Source organism: Sphingomicrobium nitratireducens (assembly GCF_026157035.1).
In the GTDB taxonomy this organism is placed as follows: domain Bacteria; phylum Pseudomonadota; class Alphaproteobacteria; order Sphingomonadales; family Sphingomonadaceae; genus Sphingomicrobium; species Sphingomicrobium nitratireducens.
Genome location: NZ_JANJZA010000001.1, coordinates 433,295 through 455,980, shown reverse-complemented (window position 1 = coordinate 455,980; position 22,686 = coordinate 433,295). Strand labels below are relative to the sequence as shown.

Below are 22,686 nucleotides of genomic sequence, written 5' to 3'. Positions count from 1 at the left end.
CGCATTTCCCTGCGAGGGCTTTTCGCTCTTGCACAATGACCTCCACGCCCCCCATTTAGGGGGCGTGTTGAGGCAATATGAACTTGTCGAGAAGGTCCGGGCCTACGATCCCGAAGCCGACGAGGCGCTGCTCAACCGCGCCTACGTCTTCTCGATGAAGGCGCACGGCGCCCAGGTGCGCGCCTCGGGCGACCCCTATTTCAGCCACCCGATCGAGGTGGCCGGCATCCTCACCGATCTGAAGCTCGACGACGAGACGATCGTCACCGCGATCCTCCACGACACGATCGAGGACACGGTCGCCACCCATGACCAGATCGAGAACCTGTTCGGCCCCTCCGTCGCGCGCCTCGTCGACGGGGTCACCAAGCTCTCCAAGATCGAGGCTCAGTCGGAAAACGAGCGCGCCGCCGAGAACCTGCGCAAGTTCCTCCTGGCCCTGTCGGACGACATCCGCGTGCTGCTGGTCAAGCTTGCCGACCGTCTGCACAACATGCGGACGATCCACCACATCCCAAAGCCCGAGAAGCGCCGCCGCATCGCGCGCGAGACGATGGACATCTATGCCCCGCTCGCCGAGCGGATCGGCATGTACGAGATGATGAAGGAGATGCAGACGCTCGCCTTCAGCCAGATCGAGCCGGAAGCCTACGATTCGATCGTCAAGCGGCTCGACCAGCTCAAGAACGAGGGCGGCGACCTCGTCAACCGCATCGGCCTCGGCCTCCAGCTCCACCTTGCCGACAACGGGCTCGATGCCGAGGTGACGGGCCGCGAGAAGCATCCCTATTCGATCTGGAAGAAGATGGCCGAACGGCACATCAGCTTCGAACAACTGTCCGACGTGATGGCGTTCCGCGTGATCGTCGAGGATGTCGAGGACTGCTACCGCGCGCTCGGCCTCATCCACCAGCGCTGGCCGATGGTGCCGGGCCGCTACAAGGACTTCATCTCGACGCCCAAGCGCAACGGCTATCGCTCGCTGCACACTTCAGTCATCCACGATTCGAACATGCGTATCGAGATCCAGATCCGCACGCGAGCGATGCACGAACAGGCCGAACGCGGGCTTGCCGCGCACTGGGCCTACAAGGAAGGCAAGCCCGCCGCCGACGTGAAGGTGCCGTGGATTTCAGACCTCGTCGAGATCCTCGACCACGCCGCCAGCCCCGAGGAGCTGCTCGAACATACCCGCATGGCGATGTACCAGGATCGCATCTTCGCCTTCACGCCGAAGGGCGAGCTGATCCAGCTTCCCAAGGGCTCGACCCCGGTCGACTTCGCCTACGCGGTGCACACCGATCTCGGCGACCAGACCGTCGGCGCCAAGGTCAACGGGCGCGTCGTTCCGCTGCGCACGATCCTCGAGAATGGCGACCAGGTCGAGATCTTCGCTTCCGAGGCGCAGCATCCCCAGCCGTCATGGCTGCGCTTCGTCGCCACCGGCAAGGCGCGCGCCGCGGTGCGCCGCTTCGTGCGCCACAAGGAGCGCGACGAGACGATCGCGCTGGGGGCCAAGATCTTCGAGGAGATTCTCGACCGGCTCGAAGGCAAGCCGCCCAAGAACGCCGTCAAGCGCGCCTTGAAGGCGCTCAAGGTCGAGGACGAGGACGCGCTGATGATCGCGATCGCGCGAAAACGCCTGTCCGACGAGGCCGTGATGGAGGCGATCGTCCCGGGCTCCACCGCCGACCGCTCCAAGAAGAAGGGCGCCGCCAAGGGGCCCAAGCGCCCCTCCGCCCAGCGCAGCGCGATTTCGATCAAGGGCCTGACCGCGGGGGTGGCCTACAACCTCGCCGATTGCTGCCACCCGATCCCGGGCGACCGCATCGTCGGCCTGCGCCGCGAGGACGAGGGCATCGAGGTGCACGTGATCGGCTGCGACCAGCTTGCCAGCGGGGTCGACAGCGACTGGCTCGACCTCGCCTGGGGTGACGGATCGGACGGCGGCACCGCGCGGCTCGCGCTGATCCTGCGCGACGTGCCGGGCGCGCTCGGCAAGATGGCGGGCATCTTCGGCGCCAAGGATGCCAACATCGTCAACCTGAAGCTGGTCCACCGCGACGGCAGCTTCCAGACCTTCCACGTCGACACCGAACTGCACGACCTGGCGCATCTTCACGCCATCATCGCCGCGCTGCGCGCTAGCGATGCGATCAGCCAGGCCGAACGGATCTAGCCTCTAGCCGATCGCGTCGCGCGCCGCCGCGACCGCCGCGCTGGGCGCCCCGCGCCGGATCGAATCCGCCCCGCCCGCCGCCAGCACCGCCAGCGTCACGAGGTCGCTCGACGTTGCCGTCATCGGCGCGATCTGCACCGGCAGGCTCATCCCCATCAGGTAGGGGCCGAGCACGTTCTCGCCGCCGACCGCCTTCAAGAGTTTCGCCGAGATGTTGGCCGACTGCAGACCCGGCATGATCAGGATGTTGGCCGGGCCGCTGAGGCGCGAGAAGGGATAATATTTGCGCTGCGCCTCGATGTTGAGTGCCACGTCCGGCCCCATCTCGCCCTCATATTCGAAGTCGGTGGTCATCCGGTCGAGCACCTTCACCGCGTCGCGCAATTCCTCGATATGCCGCCCCGGCGGGTTGCCGAAGGTGGTGTAGGACACGAACGCCACGCGCGGCTCCTGCCCCATGCGCCGCGCGAACGCCGCCGAGCGGATCGCGATCGCGGCCAGCTGCTCGGCCGACGGGCGTTCGGTCACCGACGTGTCGGCGATCATCACCGTCTGGCTCTTGCCGACGACGACGTTGATCCCGAACGGCTCGGCGCCATGTTCGTCGTCGATCACCGTGCGCACCTGCGCGAGCGACTGGCTGAACGGGCGCGTCGTGCCGGTGATCATCGCGTCGCCTTCGCCCAGCGCGAGCATCGCGGCGGTGAAGTAATTGCGATCCTGGTTGACCATCCGCTCGACCTGGCGGCGCAGCATCCCGCTGCGCTGGTGCCGCTCGTAGATGAAGTCCACCGCCTTGGCGACCAGCGGCGAATTGCGCGAGTTGAGAACCTCGTAGTCCTGCGGGTTCTCGACCCCCAGCTCGGCCAGCTTCTCGTAGGTCGTCTCGCGCCCGACCAGCACCGGAATGCCGTAGCCACCCTCCTTGAAGGCGATCGCGGCGCGCAGGACATTTTCTTCCTCGCCCTCAGCGAACAGCACCCGCTTGGGATTCCGCTTTGCCGCCTCGTAGGACAGGCTCAGCACCGAGGCGGTGGGGTTCAAGCGGCTCGCCAGCTGCCGACGATAGGCGTCCATGTCGGCAATCGGCTTCTGCGCGACGCCCGTCTCCATTGCAGCCTTGGCGACAGCGGCCGGCACGACCTCGATCAGGCGCGGATCGAATGGCGCAGGGATGATGTAGTCGGGGCCGAAGCTGCGCGCGATCCCGCCATAGGCCGCCGCGACCTCCTCGGGCACCGCTTCGCGGGCCAGTTCGGCGAGCGCGGTCGCCGCCGCGATCTTCATCTCGTCGTTGACCGCGGTCGCGCGCACGTCGAGCGCCCCGCGGAAAATGAAGGGGAAGCCGAGCACGTTGTTGACCTGGTTGGGATAGTCCGACCGCCCGGTCGCGACGATCGCGTCGGGGCAGGCCGCCTTGACCTCGGGCGGGGTGATCTCGGGATCGGGATTGGCCATCGCGAAGATGATCGGCTGCTTGGCCATGTTCTTGACCATGTCGCGAGTGACCACGTTGCCGACCGAAAGGCCTAGGAACACGTCGGCGCCGACCAGCGCGTCCTCAAGGCTGCGCGCCTTGGTGACGATCGCCTGCGCGCTTTTCCACTGGTCGAGGTCGCCGCGGCCTTCGTAGATGACGCCCTTGCGGTCGCACATCGTGACGTTCTCGCGGCGGACGCCCATGCACTTGATGAGATCGCTGCACGCGATCGCCGCCGCGCCCGCGCCGTTCACCACGACCTTGACGTCCTCCATCTTGCGACCGGTGATCATGCAGGCGTTGATGAGGCCGGCCGCTGTGATGATCGCGGTGCCGTGCTGGTCGTCGTGGAACACCGGAATGTTCATCCGCTCCTTGAGCGTCTGCTCGATGATGAAGCAGTCGGGCGCGCCGATATCCTCGAGGTTGATGCCCCCGAAGCTCGGCCCCATCAGCGCGACGGCCTCGATGAACTTGTCGCAATCCTCGGTGTCGAGTTCGAGGTCGATCGAATCGATGTCGGCGAAGCGTTTGAAGAGGACGCTCTTGCCTTCCATCACCGGCTTGGAGGCGAGCGCGCCCAGATTGCCCAGCCCGAGGATCGCGGTCCCGTTCGAGATCACCGCGACGAGATTGCCCTTGGCGGTCAGTTCGTAGGCGCGGCCCGGGTCCTCCGCGATCGCGCGCACCGGCACGGCGACGCCCGGCGAATAGGCCAGCGCGAGGTCGCGCTGCGTCGCCATCGGCTTCGAGGCGACGATCTCGATCTTGCCCGGGCGCCCGCGCGCGTGGAAATCGATCGCCTCGGCTTCCGAGAACTTGACGTTGGCTTCACTCATGACTGCATCCTCTCGAGGCGGGCCAATAGGGGATCGGACTTGGCCGAGTCACGCAAAAATCGGGGTTCAGAAAGGGATGCCGGGGCGCAGGATCAGCTGGAATCCGGCCAGCAGCACGCCCGTGGCGACCAGCCATTTCAAGGGCAGCGGGTTGAAATTGCGCGCCGGGGCGACCGCGCGCTCGTCGGCGCGCATCATCCAGCCCAGCGCAATCATCCACAACATCCCGCACGCCGCCATGATGGCCGGGTTGACGATCACCCGATCGAGCTCGCCCGGCAGGCGGAACAGGGCGATCAGTGGAAGACCCAGAAACGCAGGCAACAGCACCACCCGCACCATGCGCCGCGTAGGCCGATTGACCGGCTGCGGTCCGACCGCGAGGAAGTCGGGCACGATTGCGCGCATCACGACGGGAATGGCTAGCAATCCGACCAGCCCGATCAGCGTCTGCACGAACGGCGACAATTTAAGGTAGGCAAAGGCCCTTGCGATGTCGTTGCCGGGATCGAGCACTCCTGAAGGCAGCTGGATCAGCGCCATGATCCACGCCCAGAAGGTCACCCACGACAGCAGCAGGCGCGCACCCGCATGACGCGGCGGATCGCGCTGCAGCACAAGCATGGCGACGACGCCGAGAACGAGCAACGCGGCGACGCCCCCGCCCTGCATCAGGTCGGCGACCGGGTCGGCGGGCGTATAATTGTGGTTGTTGTGGAAGAGGACGGGGTCGAGCCCCGGCACGAACGCCTTGGGTACGACCAGCCCCAGTTCCTGCACCAGGAAGACGAGGTTGAACGCGATCGCGAAGGCGAACGTCGACTTGAGCACCCGCCGTGCGCTCACCCGCGGCGCGTGCGCTCCGCGCCGCCCCTGCTGCGCGCGGATCCCGAACGCGAGCAGGAGGACCGGCGCGACCAGCAGGACGACCGGGATGGCGATCGCCAACACCAATGGGATGTCGTGATCCATCAAGCCCTCTCCGGCCTAAGCGCTAACAAAGTTGCGGACCGAACGCCATGCCCCCATGGCATCGGCTCGACGAAGGGGCTACCGTCGGGCGCAAATGGCACGTGACGACACCAGCAAGATGACGCCGATGATGGCGCAATATTTCGGCTTGAAGGAGGAAGCGGGCGACGCGCTCCTCTTCTACCGCATGGGCGATTTCTTCGAACTGTTCTTCGAGGATGCCGAGGTCGCGTCTGCCTGCCTCGACATCGCGCTGACCAAGCGCGGCAAGGAGAAAGGCGAGGACGTGCCGATGTGCGGCGTGCCGGTGCATGCCGCCGAGACCTATCTCGCCAAACTGATCCGCGCCGGCCACCGCGTCGCCATCGCCGAACAGGTCGAGACTCCCGCCGAAGCCAAGGCACGCGACGGCTCCAAGGCGCTGGTCAGGCGCGCCATCATCCGGCTCGTCACACCGGGCACGCTGACCGAGGAGAGCCTGCTCGAATCGGGCAGCGCCAACTGGCTCGCCGCGATCGGCAAGGCGGGCGGCGACTATGCGATCGCCGCGTGCGACATCTCGACCGGCCGCTTCGAACTGATTGCCTGTGCACCCGGCGACCTGCGCGCCGAACTCGCCCGCCTCGATCCCGCCGAGACCATCGCCGCCGAGCCTGTCGCGGGCATCGAAGCGCGCTGGGGCCATGACGGGTTCGACAGCGCCAGGGGCGAGGCCGCATTGAAGGCCCGCTTCGGGATCAGGAGCATGGACGGGTTCGGCTCGCCTACCCGCGCCGAACTCGCCGCGGCCGGCGGCCTCCTCGCCTATCTCGACGCGACCCAGAAGGAGGCCGCGAGCTTCCTCGCCGCCCCGCGCCGGATCGAGCGGGCGCGCCGCATGGCGATCGACCCCGCCACCCGCGACAGCCTCGAGATCACCCGCTCAGCACAGGGCGGGTACAAGGGCAGCCTGCTTCACAATCTCGACCGCTGCGTGTCGGCGGGGGGCAAGCGCCGTCTTGCCGAGGACGTTGCCGCCCCGCTCACCGACCGCGCCGCCATCGAGCGCCGCCTCGCGCTGGTCCAGCACTTTGCCGAAGACCAGCTCACCCGCGAAGACGTGCGCCGACGCCTCAAGGCGATGCCCGACATCGCCCGCGCGCTCGCCCGCCTGGTCGCGGGGCGCGGCAATCCACGCGATCTCGGCCTGCTGCGCGACGGCCTCGATGCCGCGCGTAATCTGGCCACTGAGCTGGACGGTGCCGACCCCGCGCCCGACCTTCTCGCCAGCCTGCTGCCCGACTGCCGCGGCCACGACGAGCTGATCGACCTGTTCGCCAGCGCGCTCGTCGCCACCCCGCCGATCGACGCGGCCAAGGGCGGCGCCATCGCGCCGGGCTTCGATCCCGAGCTCGACCGGTTGCGCGAGACCGCCGCGGGCGGGCGCAAGGCGATCGCCGCACTCGAGTCCAAGTATCGCGAGGCAACCGGCATCTCGGCGCTTAAGATCCGCCACAACAACGTCCTCGGCTACCATATCGAGGTGCCCGCCAAGCATGCGCCCAAGCTGATGGACGAAGGCTCGGGCTTCACCCACCGCCAGACCATGGCCAACGCGGTGCGATTCAACTCGCCCGACCTTCACGAGGAGGCTCGCGCGCTCACCGAAGCCGGGGCCGAGGCCCTCGCGCGCGAGCACAAGCATCTCGCCGACCTCACCGACCGCGCCGTCGCCGACGCCGCCCGCCTCGCCGTCACCGCCGAGGCCGTCGCGCGCATCGATGTCGCCGCCGCGCTGGCCGCGCGCGCCATCGAGGGCGGCTGGACGCTGCCCCATCTGCTCGACCAGCCCTGTCTCGAGATCGAGGGCGGGCGTCACCCGGTGGTCGAAGCCGCGCTCGAGGCCGAGGGCGACCGCTTCGTCGCCAACGATTGCGCGCTCGGCCCGCCCGACCGGCTGTGGCTGATCACCGGCCCCAACATGGGCGGCAAGTCGACCTTCCTGCGCCAGGTCGCGCTCGTCTGCCTGCTCGCCCAGTCCGGCAGCTATGTCCCGGCATCCTCGGCGCGCATCGGCGTCGTCGACCGCCTGTTCAGCCGCGTCGGCGCGTCCGACAATCTCGCGCGCGGCCGCTCGACCTTCATGGTCGAAATGGTCGAGACGGCCGCCATCCTCGCCCAGGCCACGAAGGACAGCCTCGTTATCCTCGACGAGATCGGGCGCGGCACCTCGACCTATGACGGGCTCGCCATCGCGTGGGGCGTGGTCGAGGCGATGCATGACGACATCAAGGCGCGAACGCTGTTCGCGACCCACTATCACGAACTCACCCGCCTGGCCGACCGGCTCGACGCGCTCTCGCTGCACCATGTCCGCGCGCGCGAATACAAGGGCGAACTGGTGCTCCTCCACGAAGTCGCCGACGGCCCCGCCGACCGCAGCTACGGCATCGCGGTGGCCAAGCTCGCGGGCCTTCCGCCCAAGTTGTTGAAGCGCGCCCGCGCGGTCCTCGCCAAGCTCGAGGAAGGCCGCGAGGCGACCGGCGGCATCGCTGCGGGCCTCGACAGCCTGCCACTGTTCGCCGCCGCCCCCGAGGCCGAGCCCGGCCCCTCGCCGCTCGCTGAAGCCCTCGCCGACCTCGACCCCGACGCGATGAGCCCGCGCGAGGCGCTCGACGCGCTCTACCGCCTCAAGAAACTTGCCGACGAGGACGCGGGATGAACCTCCAGCGCCTCCCGCTGGTCGAGGATCGTCGCGACATCATCGATCGTCGCCGCCTCGCCGACCGGCTGATGGCGCTCGAGGGCGGAGTTGACGCGCAGCGCGCCGCCGCGCTCGACATCCTCGTCGAGGCCAACGACGTCGCGCGCGCCGAAATCGCGATCCGACTTGCCGCCGAGCCCAATCGCGGCCGCGTCGTCGCCGCCTCCTACGCCTTTCTCGCCGACCAGCTCGTCCGCCTCGCTTGGGACTTCGTCACCCAGCGCATGTCCCCCGCCCCGGCCGACGATCTCGCCCACCGCGTCGCCATCGCCGGCGTCGGCGGCACCGGGCGCGGCGAGATGGCGCCGTTCAGCGACCTCGACCTGCTTCTGATCGTCCCCGAGACCCGCGCGCCATGGTGCGACGAAGCGATCGAGGCCCTGCTCTATCTCCTCTGGGACCTCCAGCTGAAGGTCGGCCACGCGGTCCGCACGCCCAGCGAGATCGTCGCGCTGTCCACCGAAGACATGGCGATCCGCACAGCGACGCTCGAAGCCCGCTATATCTGGGGCGACGAGGCGCTCTACGAAGGCGCCATCGCCCGCTTTCGGGCCGAGGTCGTCACCGGCAGCGCATCCGAATTCGTCGCCGCCAAGATGGAGGAACGCGATGCCCGCCACGCGCGCATGGGCGACAGCCGCTACCTCGTCGAACCCAACGTCAAGGACGGCAAGGGCGGGCTGCGCGACCTCCACACGCTCTACTGGATCGGCAAATATCTGTTCGGGGTCGAGCGCCCCGCCGACCTCGTCGCCAAGGGCCTGTTCGACGCGCGCGAGTTCCGCCGCTTCGAGCGCGCCGAGCGCTTCTTGTGGTCGGTCCGCTGCCACCTCCACCTCGTCGCGGGCCGCGCCGAGGACCGCCTCGGTTTCGACCACCAGAAGGCGATTGCCGAAGCGATGAATTATGCCGACCGCCCGGGAAAGTCGGCGGTCGAGCGTTTTATGCAGTTCTACTTCCTCAATGCGAAAGCCGTCGGCGACCTCACCGGCGTCTTCCTCGCCCAGCTCGACGAGCAACTCGGCAAGTCGGGCCGCCGCTTCGCGCTCCCCACCGTGCGCCGCCGCCCGCGCCGTCTCGACGGGTTCGCGCTCGACCGCGGCCGCCTCACCATTCCCAAGAAGGACTGGCTCAGGCGCGACCCGGTCCGCCTCGTCGAGATGTTCCGCGTCGCCCAGCGCGAGGGGCTCGAAATCCATCCCGACGCGATGCGCGCCGCCGCGCGCGACGCCCGCCGCGTCGACGAGGTGCGCGACGATCCGCGCGCCAACGCCCTGTTCGTCGAGCTGCTGACCGGACGCGACGACACCGACACGGTGCTGCGCTGGATGAACGAAAGCGGCGTGTTCGGGCGCTTCGTGCCCGACTTCGGCCGCGTCGTCGCGCAGATGCAGTTCGACATGTACCACCACTACACGGTCGACGAGCACACCATCCGCGCGCTCGGTCTGACCGCCGCCATCGACCGCGGCGAGATGACCGAGGACCACCCGCTTGCCTCCGCGCTCATCAAGCAGCTCGCCAGCCGCCGCACCCTCTATGTCGCGGTACTGCTACACGATATCGCCAAGGGCCGCGGCGGCGACCATAGCGAGCTCGGGGCCGACATCGCGCGCGAGCTCGGCCCTCGCTTCGGGCTCGACGAGGGCGAGGTCGAGACCGTCGCCTGGCTCGTCCTCCACCACCTCCTGATGAGCCGCACCGCCTTCAAGCGCGACCTTGCGGATCCCACCACGATCGAGGATTTCGTCAAGGAGGTGCAGAGCCCCGAGCGTCTGCGCCTGCTGCTCATCCTCACCGTGGTCGACATCCGGGCGGTCGGGCCCGGCACCTGGACCGACTGGAAGCGCCGCCTGCTCCGCACGCTCTACGAAGCCGCCGAGGAGCGGCTGCGCCTCGGGCACAAGCAGCACGGTCGCGCCGAACTGGTCGCGGCGAAGAAGGAGCGTCTCGTCGGCAGTCTCCACTGGCAGGCCCGCGCCGCTGCCGCGCATGCACGCCGCCTCCCCGACAGCTACTGGCTCGCAGAACCCCTCGACTGGCAGCTCGCCAACGCGCGACAGGTCGCCGAAGCCGAAGCGCGCATCGGCGAAAGCGGCCCGAGTATCGTCATCACGACCGACAAGGATTCGGGTGCGACCCGCGTCAGCGTGTTCGCCGACGACCGCCCCGGCCTCTTCTACCGCGTCTGCACCGGCCTCGCGCTCGCGGGTGCGAGCATCATCGACGCGCGCATTCATACGACCAGGGACGGCAAGGCGCTCGACAACCTCCTCGTCACCGACGCGCAGGGCCGCGCCTACAAGGATACGCGCCGCCGCAAGCGGCTCGACAAGGCGGTGCGCGATGCACTGGCCGCCGACATCGCGCCGAGCCCGCCTGCCTACGCCTCGCTCAGCCCGCGCCAGGAAGCCTTCACCATCGCGCCTTCGGTGCTCGTCAGCCAGGCGGCCTCGAGCCGGATGACCGTGGTCGAGATCAACGGGCGCGACCGCACCGGTCTCCTCGCGCGCCTCGCCCAGGCCATCTTCGAAGCAGGCGCGGTGGTCCACAGCGCCCACGTCGCCACCTATGGCGAGCGCGCGGTCGACACCTTCTATCTGACCAGCCCCGAAGGCCGGAAGCTCGACGGCGACAGCGCCGAGGCGCTCCGTCTCGCGCTGCTCGACGCCGTCCGGCCATAAAAAAGGGGCCCCGCCGAAGCGGAGCCCCTCCCCCTTTTTAAGCGGGGTGCTGCGGGACCTAGAACTTGCCGCGCAGCGTGATGCCGTAGGTCCGCGGTTCGCCGAGGAACGCGCCGAACAGCTGGTTGGCGATCGGGTAGAGACCCTCGTCGACGCCGCGCGACGTGTTGGTAGCCCGCGACCCGTTGAGGCCCTGCAGCGGCGCATCGAACGCGACCTGGATGTAATCCTTGTCGAACACGTTGTTGCCCCACAGCTCGACCGCCCATGCATCGTCGGGTCCGCGCACGCCGACGCGCGCGTTGAACACCTCGAAGCTCGGCTGGATCTTCTCGACGTCGAGGTCCGAACCGGTGTTGAGGCTGCTCATGTGGCGACCGCCGAAGTAGAGCAGGCCGGTCAGGCCGCTGTTGCCGAGTTCGGGCGTGTACGAGATCGAGCCCGTCAGCGTCAGCTGGTTCGAGTTCGAGATGCGGCGCCCGGGCAGCTGGAACAGCTGCGGCGAGACCGCTTCACCCGTCGCGCCGACGATATTGTCGCGATACTTGGTGTCGACGTAGGTGCCGCCGAACTGCAGGTTCACGTCGCGGATCGGGCGGGCGAAGACTTCCCATTCGACACCCTTCGAGATCACGCCGCCGCGCAGGTTGCCGTCGCAATTGCCGGTGGTGGCATCGGCGTCTTTGTCGCCGCCGTCGACGTCGAGCTTGGTGCAGCTGTTGATGTTCTCGACCTCGAAGGCGATGCCGTTGAACTGGTTCAGCTGGAAGCTCTTGAACGTCTGGTGGAACGCCGCGACGTTCACGTCGAGACCGCGACCGTTATACTTGAAGCCCAGCTCGAACGCGTTGTTCGTCTCGGGGGCGAACTTGAGCGCCTCGAGATCGGTCGTCGGCAGGATCGCGCCGGTCAGGCCCGAGCGGTTGAGCGGCGTACGGTCGAGGTTGAACCCGCCCGCCTTGTAGCCGCGCGAGTAGCTCGCATAGGTCAGCAGCTGGTCGACCGGACGGAAGCTCACCACCGCGGTCCCCGACAGCTTGCCCTCGGTCTTCTTGTCGCTGACGGTCAGGTTGCCGCCGGGCGTCGCCGGGACGATACACGGAAGCAGCTGCACCGAAGGCAGCGCCGCCGAATAGAACGAACACAGGTTCGCATCGTCGTTGAGGTTGGCGTCGAGCGTCTTGCGCTCACGCGTGTAGCGCAGGCCGACCGTGATATCGATCTTGTCGTTCACCTCGAAGATGTTGTGGGTGAACAGCGCCCAGTTGGTCGACCGCTGTTCCCACAGGTCGTTCACCGTCGGCTGGTAGTTGAAGGGCACGAACGCGCCCGGGTTCATCGGGTCGAAGGTGAACGCGTTGGCGAGGTTCACGTAGCCCGAGTTGCCGAAGATCGGCCCCGCCCCGAAGTCGGGGAACTGCCCGCCCGGGATACCGAGATCGATCGCGCCGAGACGCGCGAACGCGCTGATCGCGGCGATGTTCGTCACCAGCGAGGTGACCGCCGGGTTGGTCGGGTCGGTCAGCAGCAGGTAGTTGAGCTGCTCGACGAGACCCCAGGTGGCCGGCGGATCGACGAGGATGTTGGCTCCGGTGCTGCGCACCTGGCTCGCGACCGCGCTGTTGAAGCAGGTCGGGCTGTCGGGCGCGATGATCGCGCTCGGCACGCCGGCCGACACGAAGTTCAGCGCGGTCAGGCAGTTCGCCCATTTCGGGAAGTCCGCGCCGATCGTGAGGTTGTCGCTGACGGTGAGGTTCTCGCGGGCGAAGTAGCCGCCGACGAGCCAGTCGAGCTTGCCGCCCATCGCCTCGCCCTGCAGGCGCAGTTCCTGGCTGAAGGTCTTGAACTTGTTGAACGCGCCGCCGTCATCGTCACGATAGAGGATATCGAGCGAGTTGAAGTCGGCATCCTGACCGCGGACATAGTCGTTGACGCGATAGGCGGTGATCGAGGTCAGCTCGGCGCCGCCAAAGTCGTAGACCAGCTCGCCCGACAGGCCGTAATCCTCGACGTCCGACCGATAGGAACGGCCCGGCGTGATTTCGGTCTCGCGCACGAACGTGTCGTCGTTGATGTTCGCGCCCATGCCCTCGAGGAGATACTTGAAGGTCGAGGGGGCCGAACCGATGCCCGAGATATAGTCCTGCGCGGGAAGATAGGTCGCGCCGCAGCACTCTTCGTCGCGCTTGGCGTAGTCGGCGACCAGGCGGAAGCTGACATCGCTCGACGGTTCGAACAGCACCTGGCCGCGCAGCAGCCAGCGGTCGCGATCGTTGATATCGCGGCCCGAGATGGTGTCGGTGAGGAATCCGTCGCGCTTCATGTAGACGCCGTCGATGCGACCGGCGACCGTGTCCGAAAGCGGGCCGGTGACCGACAGCTCCCCGCGGCGATAGTCGAAGTTGCCATAGGTGAGCGAGCCCGACGCCTGCGCATCGAAGCGCGGCTTGGCGGTGATCACCGAGATGAGGCCAGCCGAGGCGTTACGCCCGAACAGCGTGCCCTGCGGTCCGCGCAGCACCTCGATGCGATCGACCGGGCCGAGCTCGGTCAGGCCGACGCCCGTGCGGCTGCGATAGACGCCGTCGATGAACACCGCGACCGAGCTTTCGAGGCCGGGGTTGTCGCCGACCGTGCCGACGCCGCGGATACGCGCCACGCCCGCGCCGGCTTCCGACGAGGTCGAGGAGACGAGCAGCGAGGGGCTGACCTGGGTCAGGTCGCGGATGTCGTTGGCGCCCGCGTTCTGCAGCGATTCCGCGGTCACCGCCGAGACGGCCAGCGGCACGTCGCTCAGCGCCGCGTTACGGCGCGTGGCGGTCACGACGATCTCGCTCGTGTCCTGGTATTCGTCGGTCTCGACCGCATCGTCCGACACGGCGGCGGCCTCGGCCGTCGCGCCCTGCGTCGCTTCCGCGCCGCTGCCGTCGGTATCGGTTTCCTGAGCGTAAGCCGGCACCGAAAGCGCCATGAGGCCCGCCGACATCATCCATACGGACTTGCGCATCACTGTCTCCCCTGTGGAAATTTGCAAGAATGTCAGTCGGATTCCTTAGTGGAGCCGAGACCGGTTGCAAATCAATCCGAAGGTCCATCATCGCCTATTCGACGAACAGTGCGGCAAAAACGCAACAATCTGGCCGCAGAACCTCGTGTTGCAGTGCGAAATAGGTTTCTTGTCGCAACCAATACTGCACTGCACAAAGTAAAACGCCGCCGGTTTCCCGACGGCGCTTAGTTGGTCCTGTGGCGGGCCTACTTGGGCGCGACCACCATCAGCATCTGCCGGCCTTCCATGCGCGGGCGCTGTTCGACCTTGGCGATTTCCGCCGTGTCCTGCTCGACGCGCTCGAGCACGGCCATGCCGAGCTGGTTGTGCGCCATCTCGCGGCCGCGGAAACGGATGGTGAGCTTCACCTTGTCGCCATGTTCGATGAACTCGACGACCTTCTTCATCTTCACCTGGTAATCGTGGTCGTCGATATTGGGACGCATCTTGATCTCCTTGATCTCCTGCGTCTTCTGGGCCTTGCGCTTGGCGTTGGCCTTCTTTTGCGCCTCGTACTTGTGGCGCCCGATATCGAGGAACTTCGCGACCGGCGGGTCGGCGTTGGGGGAAATCTCGACGAGGTTGAGGCCAATCTCGTTGGCCTGCTCCATCGCCTCGCGCGTGTACATCACGCCCAGATTGTCGCCGTTTTCATCGATCACCCGGACCTTCTGGGCCTGGATGAAATTGTCGTAGCGCGGGCCGGTCAGCGGCGGGGGCGTCATCGGGCGGCGCATGCGAGGCGGTCTTATCGTCTTTTCTCCATCAGAGTCGTTTCGTTTGCGCCGAGGTAGGGATTTTCTCCCCTCTTGAAAAGAGCGCGCCGCCGAAAAGCGGGACGGAACGCTCCTTAAGCCGCCTTGAGTCCCGCGATGAAGCCCTCGACATCGACCCGGACCGCCTCGGCGAGCCGCGACAGTTCGCCCGAAGCGCCCTTGACCTCGCTGGCCGCGGCCATCGCTGCGGCGGCGGTCTGTTCGACCTTGGCGGCGCGTTCGGCGACGCGCCCTGCTATCCCGGCCGCGCTTTCGACGCCGCCCGAGAGTTCGTGCGTGGCCATCGACTGCTGGCGGATCGAGGCGGCGATCGCGGTGGCGGCCTGGCTGACCCGCTGGATCGCCTCGTCGACCTCGGCGAAACCCGTCACCGAATGCTCGATTGCGTGGACCATCTGCCCGACGGTCTCGCCCGCCCTGGCGGTCGCCTCGCCGGTCTGTTCGGAAAGGGTCTTCACCTCGCCCGCGACGACCGCGAAGCCACGCCCGGCCTCGCCCGCCCGCGCCGCCTCGATGGTGGCGTTGAGCGCGAGAAGGCTGGTCTTCTTGGCGACGTCGTCGATCATCTCGACCATCTGGCCGACCGCCTGGGTGGCACCCGACAGGTTGCGCACCTGGCCGGCGGTCATGCTCGAACGGTCGGCAGCCGCACCCGAGGCGCCGCGCTGTTCCTCGACCCGCGCCGCGATGTCGGCGATCGCCTGGCGGATCTGCTCGGCGGCGGCGGCGGCGGCATTGACGTTGGCCGATGCCTCGCTCGTCTCGCGGCTGACCGCGCCGAGCGCGCCGGTCGTCTCCGACAGGTTGGTGACCATCAGGTCGGCGGTGGCGTTGAGTTCGTCGGCTGCGGCCGCGAGCGCGCTGACCGCCTCGTGCATCTGGCGGCTGAACGTCTCGGCCGTCTTCGACAGCGCTTCGGCGCGAGCCTCGCGCTCCTCGACCGCACGCGCCTCGCTTTCGAGACGGATGCGGCGTTCCTCGGCCTGCGCCTTCTCGGCCTCGGCCGCCTCGCGGGTCAGCCGCTCGCGCGCATCCGCCGATTCCTTGAACCGCGCGAGCGTGATCGCCAGCTGGCGCACCTCGAGGGCGCGAGCCCCGGTCGGCAGTTCGACATCGTACTTGCCCTTGAGGATGCGGCGCGTCGCCCGATCGAGCATGTCGAGCGGGTTCGCGATCTCGCGGCGCACCACCCAGACGAGCCCGATGCAGGCGAAGACCGCGAGCGCGGACATGAACGTCTGGAAGGCGATCGCGAAATTGGCGGCGCGGGCGCGGGTCGCGGCGATGTCGGCAGCGACCGATTCGGCGACCGAAGTGATCGCGATCAGCGAGCCGATCGCATCGGTGGAGCGGTCGAACCACTGGTAGGCCCCGACCGGATAGCGCAGGCCGGCGTCGCTCGCGCCGTAGACCTGGCCGCGCAGCTGGTCGTAGTCGACGAAGAAGGACTGGCGGGCCTCGTGCATCGCGTCCGCAAGGCGCGGATCCGGGAAGGCATGTTCGACCGTCGCGCGCGCGGCGTCCCACGCCTCGAGCACGCGGCCGCGATTCTCGATGATGGTAGCACGCGCCTGCGGCGAGATCGGCTCGCGCGCGGCGATCGCGCCGGCGACCAGCGCCCGCTCGCGCCCGGCATATTCGCTCATCACCCAGGCCTGCTCCTTGAGCTGCAGCAGGTAGGCGGTCGAGCCGTCGGCCTCGCCCAGGTTCGCAGCCATCGCGCGGCGCAATTCCTGCGCGGCGACGATGCGCGCGGTGGCGGCGGCCAGGTAGCGATCGGCAAGCGCCGGATCGCGCTCGGCGACCGGGCGACGCAACGCGCGATCGGCGACCTTGCCGATCTCGTCCTCGGCAGCTTCGAGCTCGCGATAGACATCGAGCGCCTTGGTCTCTCCCGCCCCTCTGGGATCGAACCCCTTGAGCGCCTGCGCCATGTAGCGGTCGCCCGACGCCCGCGCCGACAGGATGGTCGTGAGCTGTTTCTTGCTGGGTCGCGCAGGTGCCTTGAGCGCCAGATAGGTCAGCCCGCGCGCCTCGGCCCAGTCCTCGCCCGCCTCGATCACCAGGGTCGTGCGGCTATCGGCCTCGTCGAACCGCTTGGCGAGCGTGCGTTCCCGATACCCGTCCCACAACATCGACATGGCCATGCCGAAGATGATCAGGCCCATGATGGAAATGGTGATGATGACCGCGCGGCTGACGGCGAACTCGCCGTTGCGAACGCGCCGGATGGTCAGCATCGACTGCGAAACGGCATTGGACAGGACGGACAAACTGGCCTCCATTCGAACAGGTCTGGAGGCCGGCGTGCCACGAGCACCCCTCCCCCGGTCGGAATCGGGGTTAGGGCACGGGTTCAAAAGAAATGGTTAACGCGGCCTACACCAGTGCGAGGGCCACATTTGCGCGCCTAACGAAGGTCGGGCGGGGTCGCCTCGTCGCGCATCATCGCGATCAGCTCGTCGAGCTTCATCACCTTCTGATGCTCGTCCGAGCCTAGCCGGCGCAGCGCCACGGTGCCCTCCTCCGCCTCGCGCTTGCCCACGACGAGCAGCAACGGGACCTTGGCAAGCGAGTGTTCGCGTACCTTGTAGTTGATCTTCTCGTTGCGAAGATCGCTCGTCACGCGAAAACCTTCGGCTTCAAGGCGCGCGCGCACCTCGTTGGCATAGTTGTCGGCGTCCGAGACGATCGTCGCGACCACCGCCTGCGTGGGGGCCAGCCACAGCGGCATCTTGCCGGCATAATGCTCGATCAGCATGCCGATGAAGCGCTCGTACGATCCGAAGATCGCGCGGTGGAGCATCACCGGCCGGTGGCGCTCGCCATCCTCGCCGACATAGCTCGCGTCGAGGCGCTCGGGCAGCACGCGGTCCGACTGGATCGTGCCGACCTGCCAGGTGCGCCCGATTGCGTCGGTCAGGTGCCATTCGAGCTTGGGCGCGTAGAAGGCGCCTTCGCCCGGCAGCTCTTCCCAGCCATACTCGTCATTGTCCATGCCTGCGGCCTTGACCGCGTCGCGCATTTCCTGCTCGGCCTTGTCCCACATCGCGTCGGTGCCGAAGCGCTTCTCGGGGCGCGTCGCCAGCTTGACCGAATAGGTATAGCCGAAGTCCTTGTAGATGCGGTCGGCGAGGCGGCAGAACTTGTGGATTTCCTCCACCACCTGCCCCTCGGTGCAGAAGATGTGCGCGTCGTCCTGGGTGAATTGGCGCACGCGCATCAGCCCGTGGAGCGCGCCGTGCGGCTCGTTGCGGTGACAGCAGCCATTCTCGTAGAGGCGCAGCGGCAGGTCGCGGTACGACTTGATGCCCTGGTTGAAGACGAGGATGTGCGCCGGGCAGTTCATCGGCTTGATCGCCATCCAGTCGGCATCCGGCGCCACGTCGGGCGCGGCAGCCTCCTCCTCGCTCTCCACGTTGGGGACGATGTCGGGGACCGCGAACATGTTCTCGGCATATTTCCCCCAGTGGCCCGAACGGGTCCACTGCTTGACGTCCATCAGCTGCGGGGTCTTGATCTCGCGATAGCCGCCCTCGTCGATCGCGCGGCGCATGTAGGCCTCGAGCGCGCGCCACATCTTGAAGCCCTGCGGGTGCCAGAAGACGCTGCCATGCGCCTCCTGCTGCAGGTGGAACAGGTTCATCTCGGCGCCCAGCTTGCGGTGGTCGCGCTTGGCCGCTTCCTCCAGCCGGTGGAGATGTTCGGCAAGCTGTTTCTTGTCGAGCCAGGCGGTGCCGTAGATGCGGCTCAGCATCGGGTTCGACTGGTCGCCGCGCCAATAGGCGCCCGACACGCGGGTCAGCTTGAACGCCTTGGGGTCGAGATAGCCGGTCGAGGGCAGATGCGGCCCGCGGCACAGGTCCATCCAGTCGGCCTCGCCATGCCCGGTCTTGTACATGGTGATCGGCTCGTGTTCGGGCAATTCCATCACCCACTCGGCCTTGAAGCTCTCGCCGTGGTCGAGGAAGAACTGGCGCACCTTTTCGCGGTCCCACACTTCGCGGATGAGCGGCTTGTCGGCGGCGATGACGCGGCGCATCTCCTCCTCGATCGCAGGCAGGTCCTCTTCGGTGAACATGCCGCGGCCGGGGGCGGGGGCGAAATCGTAATAGAAGCCGTCGTCGGTTGCGGGACCGAAGGTGATCTGGGTGCCGGGATAGAGATTCTGCACCGCCTCCGCGAGCACGTGCGCGAAGTCGTGGCGCACCAGTTCCAGCGCATCCTTTTCGTCGCGCCTGGTGACGAGCGCGAGGTTGGCATCGCCGTCGAACGGGCGCTTCAGGTCGCGCAATTCGCCGTCGACCTTGGCGGCGATCGCCGCCTTGGCAAGGCCGGGGCCGATCGCGGCCGCCACGTCGTAGGGGGTCGCGCCCTCGGGCATTTCCTTCACGCTGCCGTCGGGCAGGGCGATTTTCAGCATCTCGGTCATGCCCACTCACCTAGTGCAGTGCAGCAACCCGTTCAACCAAAAGGACAATTCAAGCGTCCTTGTCATGATGTCAATGTCGCTTGACAAAAAGCGAATCATGTGTCAAATACCCTTTACAGATTGAAAAGGGAGTTTGACTGATGGACAAGTTGCAATCCGGCGCGCTCGGTTACGCGCTTCTCATGATCATCGTCGCGTTCGCGATGCTCGGCGGCCTGATGGGCAGCGCAGCCGCCGCGGCCACCCTGCTTCCCGCCTCGCTCGTCATGCTGGCCGTCGTCGTTCGCGAACGGCGCGCGCGCGCCTGATTTCACAAAAAGGAATACATCAATGTGCACCAATCCCGCCCGCCCGCTCTTCTGGGGCTGCGCCATGATCATGCTGTCGCTCGTCGCGGTCTATGCCGACTGGAATGACGGCGCCTTCTGGGCCGTCTTCGCCGCCTTCCTCGCGATGGCCGTCGGGGACCTGCGTCGTCATGCGAGGAGCTGCTGACATGGCGACCAATCCCAACCGGGCCGCCGCGCGCCGCTACACGATCCGCCTTTTGGCCGTCATGACCGTCTACGTCGCCGCGCTGGTCGGTGGGCAGCTGGCGATGAAGAATGGCCTCCTGCCCGACACTGCGGCGATCGCGATCGCGCTCGTGTGCGGCCTGTGCATCGCACTGACCTTTTTCGTGATGGGCCGTTTCATGGTCGAGATGCAGGACGAGTTCCTGCGCATGCTGATGGTCCGCCAGACGCTGATCGCTGCCGCCTTCGCGCTCAGTCTCGCCGCTTTCCACGGCTTTCTTTCCGACTTCGACGCGATCCCGCGCGTCGATGCCTACTGGTGGCCGGTCCTGTTCTTCATCGGCCAGTTCATCGGCCAGGTGTCGAACCGTCTCACATACGGGACGTGGGGATCGTGCAAATGAAGAACCGGCTGAAAGTCCTGCGCGCCGAGCGCGACTGGAGCCAAGGCGACCTTGCCGAACGGCTCGAGGTCTCGCGCCAGAGCGTGAACGCCATCGAGACGGGCAAGTACGACCCCTCGCTCCCGCTCGCCTTCACCATCGCCGAGGTCTTCGGCCTCCCCATCGAACAGATTTTCGACCCGAAAGGATAGACTCATGAAATCGCTGACCATCCTTGCCGCCGCGCTCGCGGCTACCGCCCTCCCCTTGCCCGCGTTGGCCGCCCCGGCGCAGCCCACGACGGAGGCGCAGACCCTGACCCACGACCATATCCGCACGACGCTCCACGGCACGTCGGGCCCGGTCGCGGTCCTCATCCCCGGCATGTCGACCCCCGGCGCGGTCTGGGACGATACGGTCGAGGCCTTTGCCGGCGACCACCGCCTCCTCGTCGTCACCGTGCGCGGCTTCGACGGCGAGCGCGGCACCGCCAACGAGGCCGAAGGCGCAATCCCCGGCATCGTCGCCGACCTTGCCGCCGACCTCGAGCAGCGCGACCTCGGTCCCGCGACCATCGTCGGGCACAGCCTTGGCGGTCTCCTCGCGCTCAAGTTCGGGCTCGACCATCCCGAGCTCGCGACCAACCTCCTTATCGTCGACGCGCTGCCCTTCTTCGGCACGGTGTTCGATCCGAACGCCACGCTCGAGAGCGCCGAACCGCAGGCGATCCGCATGCGCGACATGATGATCGCGGGCGCCGAGATGATGCGCGCGATGGGCGAGAAGGGCACCGACAGCGGCCAGGGCGCGATGGGCATGTCGGTCGACGAAGCCACCCGCGTGAAGATCGCCAACTGGTCGATCGACGCCGAGCCGCTCGCCGTCGCGCAGTTGGTCTACGAGGATACGATGATGGACCTGCGCCAGGACATCGCCGCGCTCGAGATGCCGGTCACCGTGCTCCACTTCGCGACCGGCGAACATGCCGACATGGCCAAGGCGCGCTACGCGACCGACTATGCCGCGCTCGACGGCGTACGCATGGTTCCGGCCGACAATAGCGCCCACTTCGTCCAGCTCGACCGGCCCGACCTGTTCCGCGCCGAGCTCGCCGCGCTTCTGAAACGCTGACGCGCAGTCTTCTTCTTGCTAGTCGGGGGGCGATGACCACGCCCTCCGACGCCCGATTCCACGATCTCGCCGATGGCCGCCGCCTCGCCTTCCGCCTGCGCGAAGGCCATGCGCCGACCCTCCTCTTTCTCCCGGGCTATGCCTCCGACATGGACGGCGGAAAGGCGACCGCGCTCGACGACTGGTGCGCCCGCAACAGCCTCGCCTGCCTGCGCTTCGACTATTCGGGCACCGGCCTGTCGGACGGCGAATTCGCCGACGGCACACTCGCGCGCTGGCACGACGAAGTGCTCGCGATGATCGACGAGGTCGCGCCCCCTGGCCCGATCCTTCTCGCCGGTTCCTCGATGGGCGGCTGGCTCGCGCTCCACGCCGCCATCGCGCGTCCCGATCGCGTCAAGGCGCTGCTCGGCATCGCCGCCGCGCCCGACTTCACCGACTGGGGCTTCACGCCCGAGCAGAAGGCGACGATCCTTTCGACCGGCAAGCTCGAGGAGCCCAACCCCTACGGCCCCGAACCTTACGTCACCCACAAGGGTTTCTTCGAGGCGGGCGAGGCGATGAAGCTGCTGGGCGATGCCATTCCGTTCGAAGGCCCCGTGCGCTTCGTCCATGGCGCAGCGGACGCGGACGTCCCCTACCGCATCGCCATCGCCGCGATGGAGCGTCTGGCCACCAGCGACGTTCAGTTGCGGCTCATCAAGAAAGCCGGACACCGCCTTTCCGAACCCCATGAAATCGACGCGATCCTGTCGGAAGCGTCGGCACTGCTGGATACGATTGCATGATCACGACCCTTCTCCTCTCGCTCGCCCTCCAGGACGCCGACGTCGCCGGACCACCGCGCATCGAGGCGCCTGCCGAGCTGTTCAGCTGCGGGACCGACGTCAGCGCCCGCAGCGCGCTGTGCCGTGCCGCCACTGCCGAGGGACAGGGCCGCTATGCCGATGCCGCCGAAGGCTTTGCCGAGGCAGCCACGTTGTCGGTCGACGATACGCTCGACCGCGTCGTCGCGGAGATTGCCGCAGCCAACATGTGGCTCGCCGCCGGCGAACCGGGCAAGGCCGACGCCGCGCTTGCCCGCGCGATTGCCGAGGAGGCCGTTCTCGATCCCGTGCAGCAGGGCCTCGCGCGCATCGACCGCGCCCGTGCCGCGCTCGCGCTGGGCGAACCCGACCGCGCCCGCATCCTCCTCGCCGAGGCCGAGACGCTGGTCGACGAGGATCCGTTCCTCTTCTGGATGAAGGGCACGCTGGCGCTCGACGCGGGCGATGTCGCCGAGGCGCGCGCAGACGTCGACAAGGGCCTGATGCTCGCGGCCGACAGTCCCGAACTCCTCTACCTTGCGGGCCATGTCGCGCTCGCGGAGGGCGACGCCGCCAGGGCGCGCAGCGAGTGGAGCGTCGCTGCCAAGTTCCTCGGCAACCCGTCGGGCAAGGCCGCCGCCGACGCGCTCGCCGAACTCGACGCGCCCCAGCAGGGAGCCGGCAATTGAACTTTCTC

16 protein-coding genes are annotated in these 22,686 nt (G+C 67.5%); 10 read left to right on the top strand and 6 right to left on the bottom strand.

Annotated features, from left to right (window positions below):
- The first annotated feature begins 64 nt into the window (after window positions 1–64).
- Window positions 65–2,179, top strand: a complete 2,115-nt coding sequence (locus tag NNY25_RS02270; RefSeq protein ID WP_265569736.1) for a RelA/SpoT family protein — start codon at window positions 65–67, stop codon at window positions 2,177–2,179.
- Between the two features lie 3 nt (window positions 2,180–2,182).
- On the opposite strand, the gene NNY25_RS02265 is transcribed toward NNY25_RS02270, so the two are convergent.
- Window positions 2,183–4,498, bottom strand: a complete 2,316-nt coding sequence (locus tag NNY25_RS02265) for an NADP-dependent malic enzyme (RefSeq protein ID WP_265569735.1) — start codon at window positions 4,496–4,498, stop codon at window positions 2,183–2,185.
- Between the two features lie 66 nt (window positions 4,499–4,564).
- On the bottom strand, window positions 4,565–5,470 hold the full coding sequence (locus NNY25_RS02260) for a hypothetical protein (RefSeq protein WP_265569734.1): 906 nt from the start codon (window positions 5,468–5,470) through the stop codon (window positions 4,565–4,567).
- 94 nt (window positions 5,471–5,564) lie between these two features.
- On the opposite strand from NNY25_RS02260, the gene mutS reads away from it, so the two are divergent.
- Window positions 5,565–8,171 carry a DNA mismatch repair protein MutS gene (gene mutS / locus NNY25_RS02255; protein ID WP_265569733.1) on the top strand — a complete coding sequence of 869 codons (2,607 nt, stop codon included), beginning with the start codon at window positions 5,565–5,567 and terminating at the stop codon, window positions 8,169–8,171.
- Window positions 8,168–10,897, top strand: coding sequence for a [protein-PII] uridylyltransferase (locus tag NNY25_RS02250; RefSeq protein WP_265569732.1), 2,730 nt, complete (start codon window positions 8,168–8,170; stop codon window positions 10,895–10,897). Before mutS ends, NNY25_RS02250 begins: the two co-directional genes overlap by 4 nt.
- Window positions 10,898–10,955: 58 nt before the next feature.
- Here NNY25_RS02250 and NNY25_RS02245 read toward each other — a convergent pair whose 3' ends face one another.
- From NNY25_RS02245 to thrS, 4 genes are all read right to left on the bottom strand, one after another.
- A complete protein-coding gene (locus tag NNY25_RS02245; protein WP_265569731.1) occupies window positions 10,956–13,904 on the bottom strand; it encodes a TonB-dependent receptor in 2,949 nt (982 codons plus the stop codon).
- Between the two features lie 248 nt (window positions 13,905–14,152).
- Complete coding sequence (infC, locus tag NNY25_RS02240; protein WP_265569730.1) at window positions 14,153–14,683, bottom strand: translation initiation factor IF-3; 531 nt, start codon at window positions 14,681–14,683, stop codon at window positions 14,153–14,155.
- 113 nt (window positions 14,684–14,796) lie between these two features.
- On the bottom strand, window positions 14,797–16,995 hold the full coding sequence (locus NNY25_RS02235; protein WP_265569729.1) for a methyl-accepting chemotaxis protein: 2,199 nt from the start codon (window positions 16,993–16,995) through the stop codon (window positions 14,797–14,799).
- A 137-nt stretch (window positions 16,996–17,132) separates the two neighbouring features.
- Complete coding sequence (gene thrS / locus NNY25_RS02230; protein WP_265569728.1) at window positions 17,133–19,154, bottom strand: threonine--tRNA ligase; 2,022 nt, start codon at window positions 19,152–19,154, stop codon at window positions 17,133–17,135.
- Window positions 19,155–19,294: 140 nt separating this feature from the next.
- Here thrS and NNY25_RS02225 point away from each other — a divergent pair, with 140 nt between their 5' ends.
- The 7 genes from NNY25_RS02225 to NNY25_RS02195 are packed head-to-tail and all read left to right on the top strand — an operon-like array spanning window position 19,295 to window position 22,678.
- Window positions 19,295–19,462 carry a hypothetical protein gene (locus tag NNY25_RS02225; protein ID WP_265569727.1) on the top strand — a complete coding sequence of 56 codons (168 nt, stop codon included), beginning with the start codon at window positions 19,295–19,297 and terminating at the stop codon, window positions 19,460–19,462.
- A 22-nt stretch (window positions 19,463–19,484) separates the two neighbouring features.
- Window positions 19,485–19,649 carry a hypothetical protein gene (locus NNY25_RS02220; protein WP_265569726.1) on the top strand — a complete coding sequence of 55 codons (165 nt, stop codon included), beginning with the start codon at window positions 19,485–19,487 and terminating at the stop codon, window positions 19,647–19,649.
- Window position 19,650: 1 nt separating this feature from the next.
- Window positions 19,651–20,073, top strand: a complete 423-nt coding sequence (locus tag NNY25_RS02215; protein ID WP_265569725.1) for a hypothetical protein — start codon at window positions 19,651–19,653, stop codon at window positions 20,071–20,073.
- Window positions 20,070–20,264, top strand: coding sequence for a helix-turn-helix transcriptional regulator (locus NNY25_RS02210; RefSeq protein ID WP_265569724.1), 195 nt, complete (start codon window positions 20,070–20,072; stop codon window positions 20,262–20,264). Before NNY25_RS02215 ends, NNY25_RS02210 begins: the two co-directional genes overlap by 4 nt.
- Window positions 20,265–20,268: 4 nt before the next feature.
- Window positions 20,269–21,183: an alpha/beta fold hydrolase gene (locus NNY25_RS02205; RefSeq protein ID WP_265569723.1), complete on the top strand. Its 915-nt coding sequence runs from the start codon at window positions 20,269–20,271 to the stop codon at window positions 21,181–21,183.
- A 32-nt stretch (window positions 21,184–21,215) separates the two neighbouring features.
- The gene (locus tag NNY25_RS02200; RefSeq protein ID WP_265569722.1) at window positions 21,216–21,971 is read left to right on the top strand and encodes an alpha/beta fold hydrolase; all 756 of its coding nucleotides are present in this window, start codon (window positions 21,216–21,218) and stop codon (window positions 21,969–21,971) included.
- Window positions 21,968–22,678, top strand: a complete 711-nt coding sequence (locus NNY25_RS02195; protein WP_265569721.1) for a tetratricopeptide repeat protein — start codon at window positions 21,968–21,970, stop codon at window positions 22,676–22,678. Before NNY25_RS02200 ends, NNY25_RS02195 begins: the two co-directional genes overlap by 4 nt.
- Window positions 22,679–22,686 lie beyond the last annotated feature (8 nt).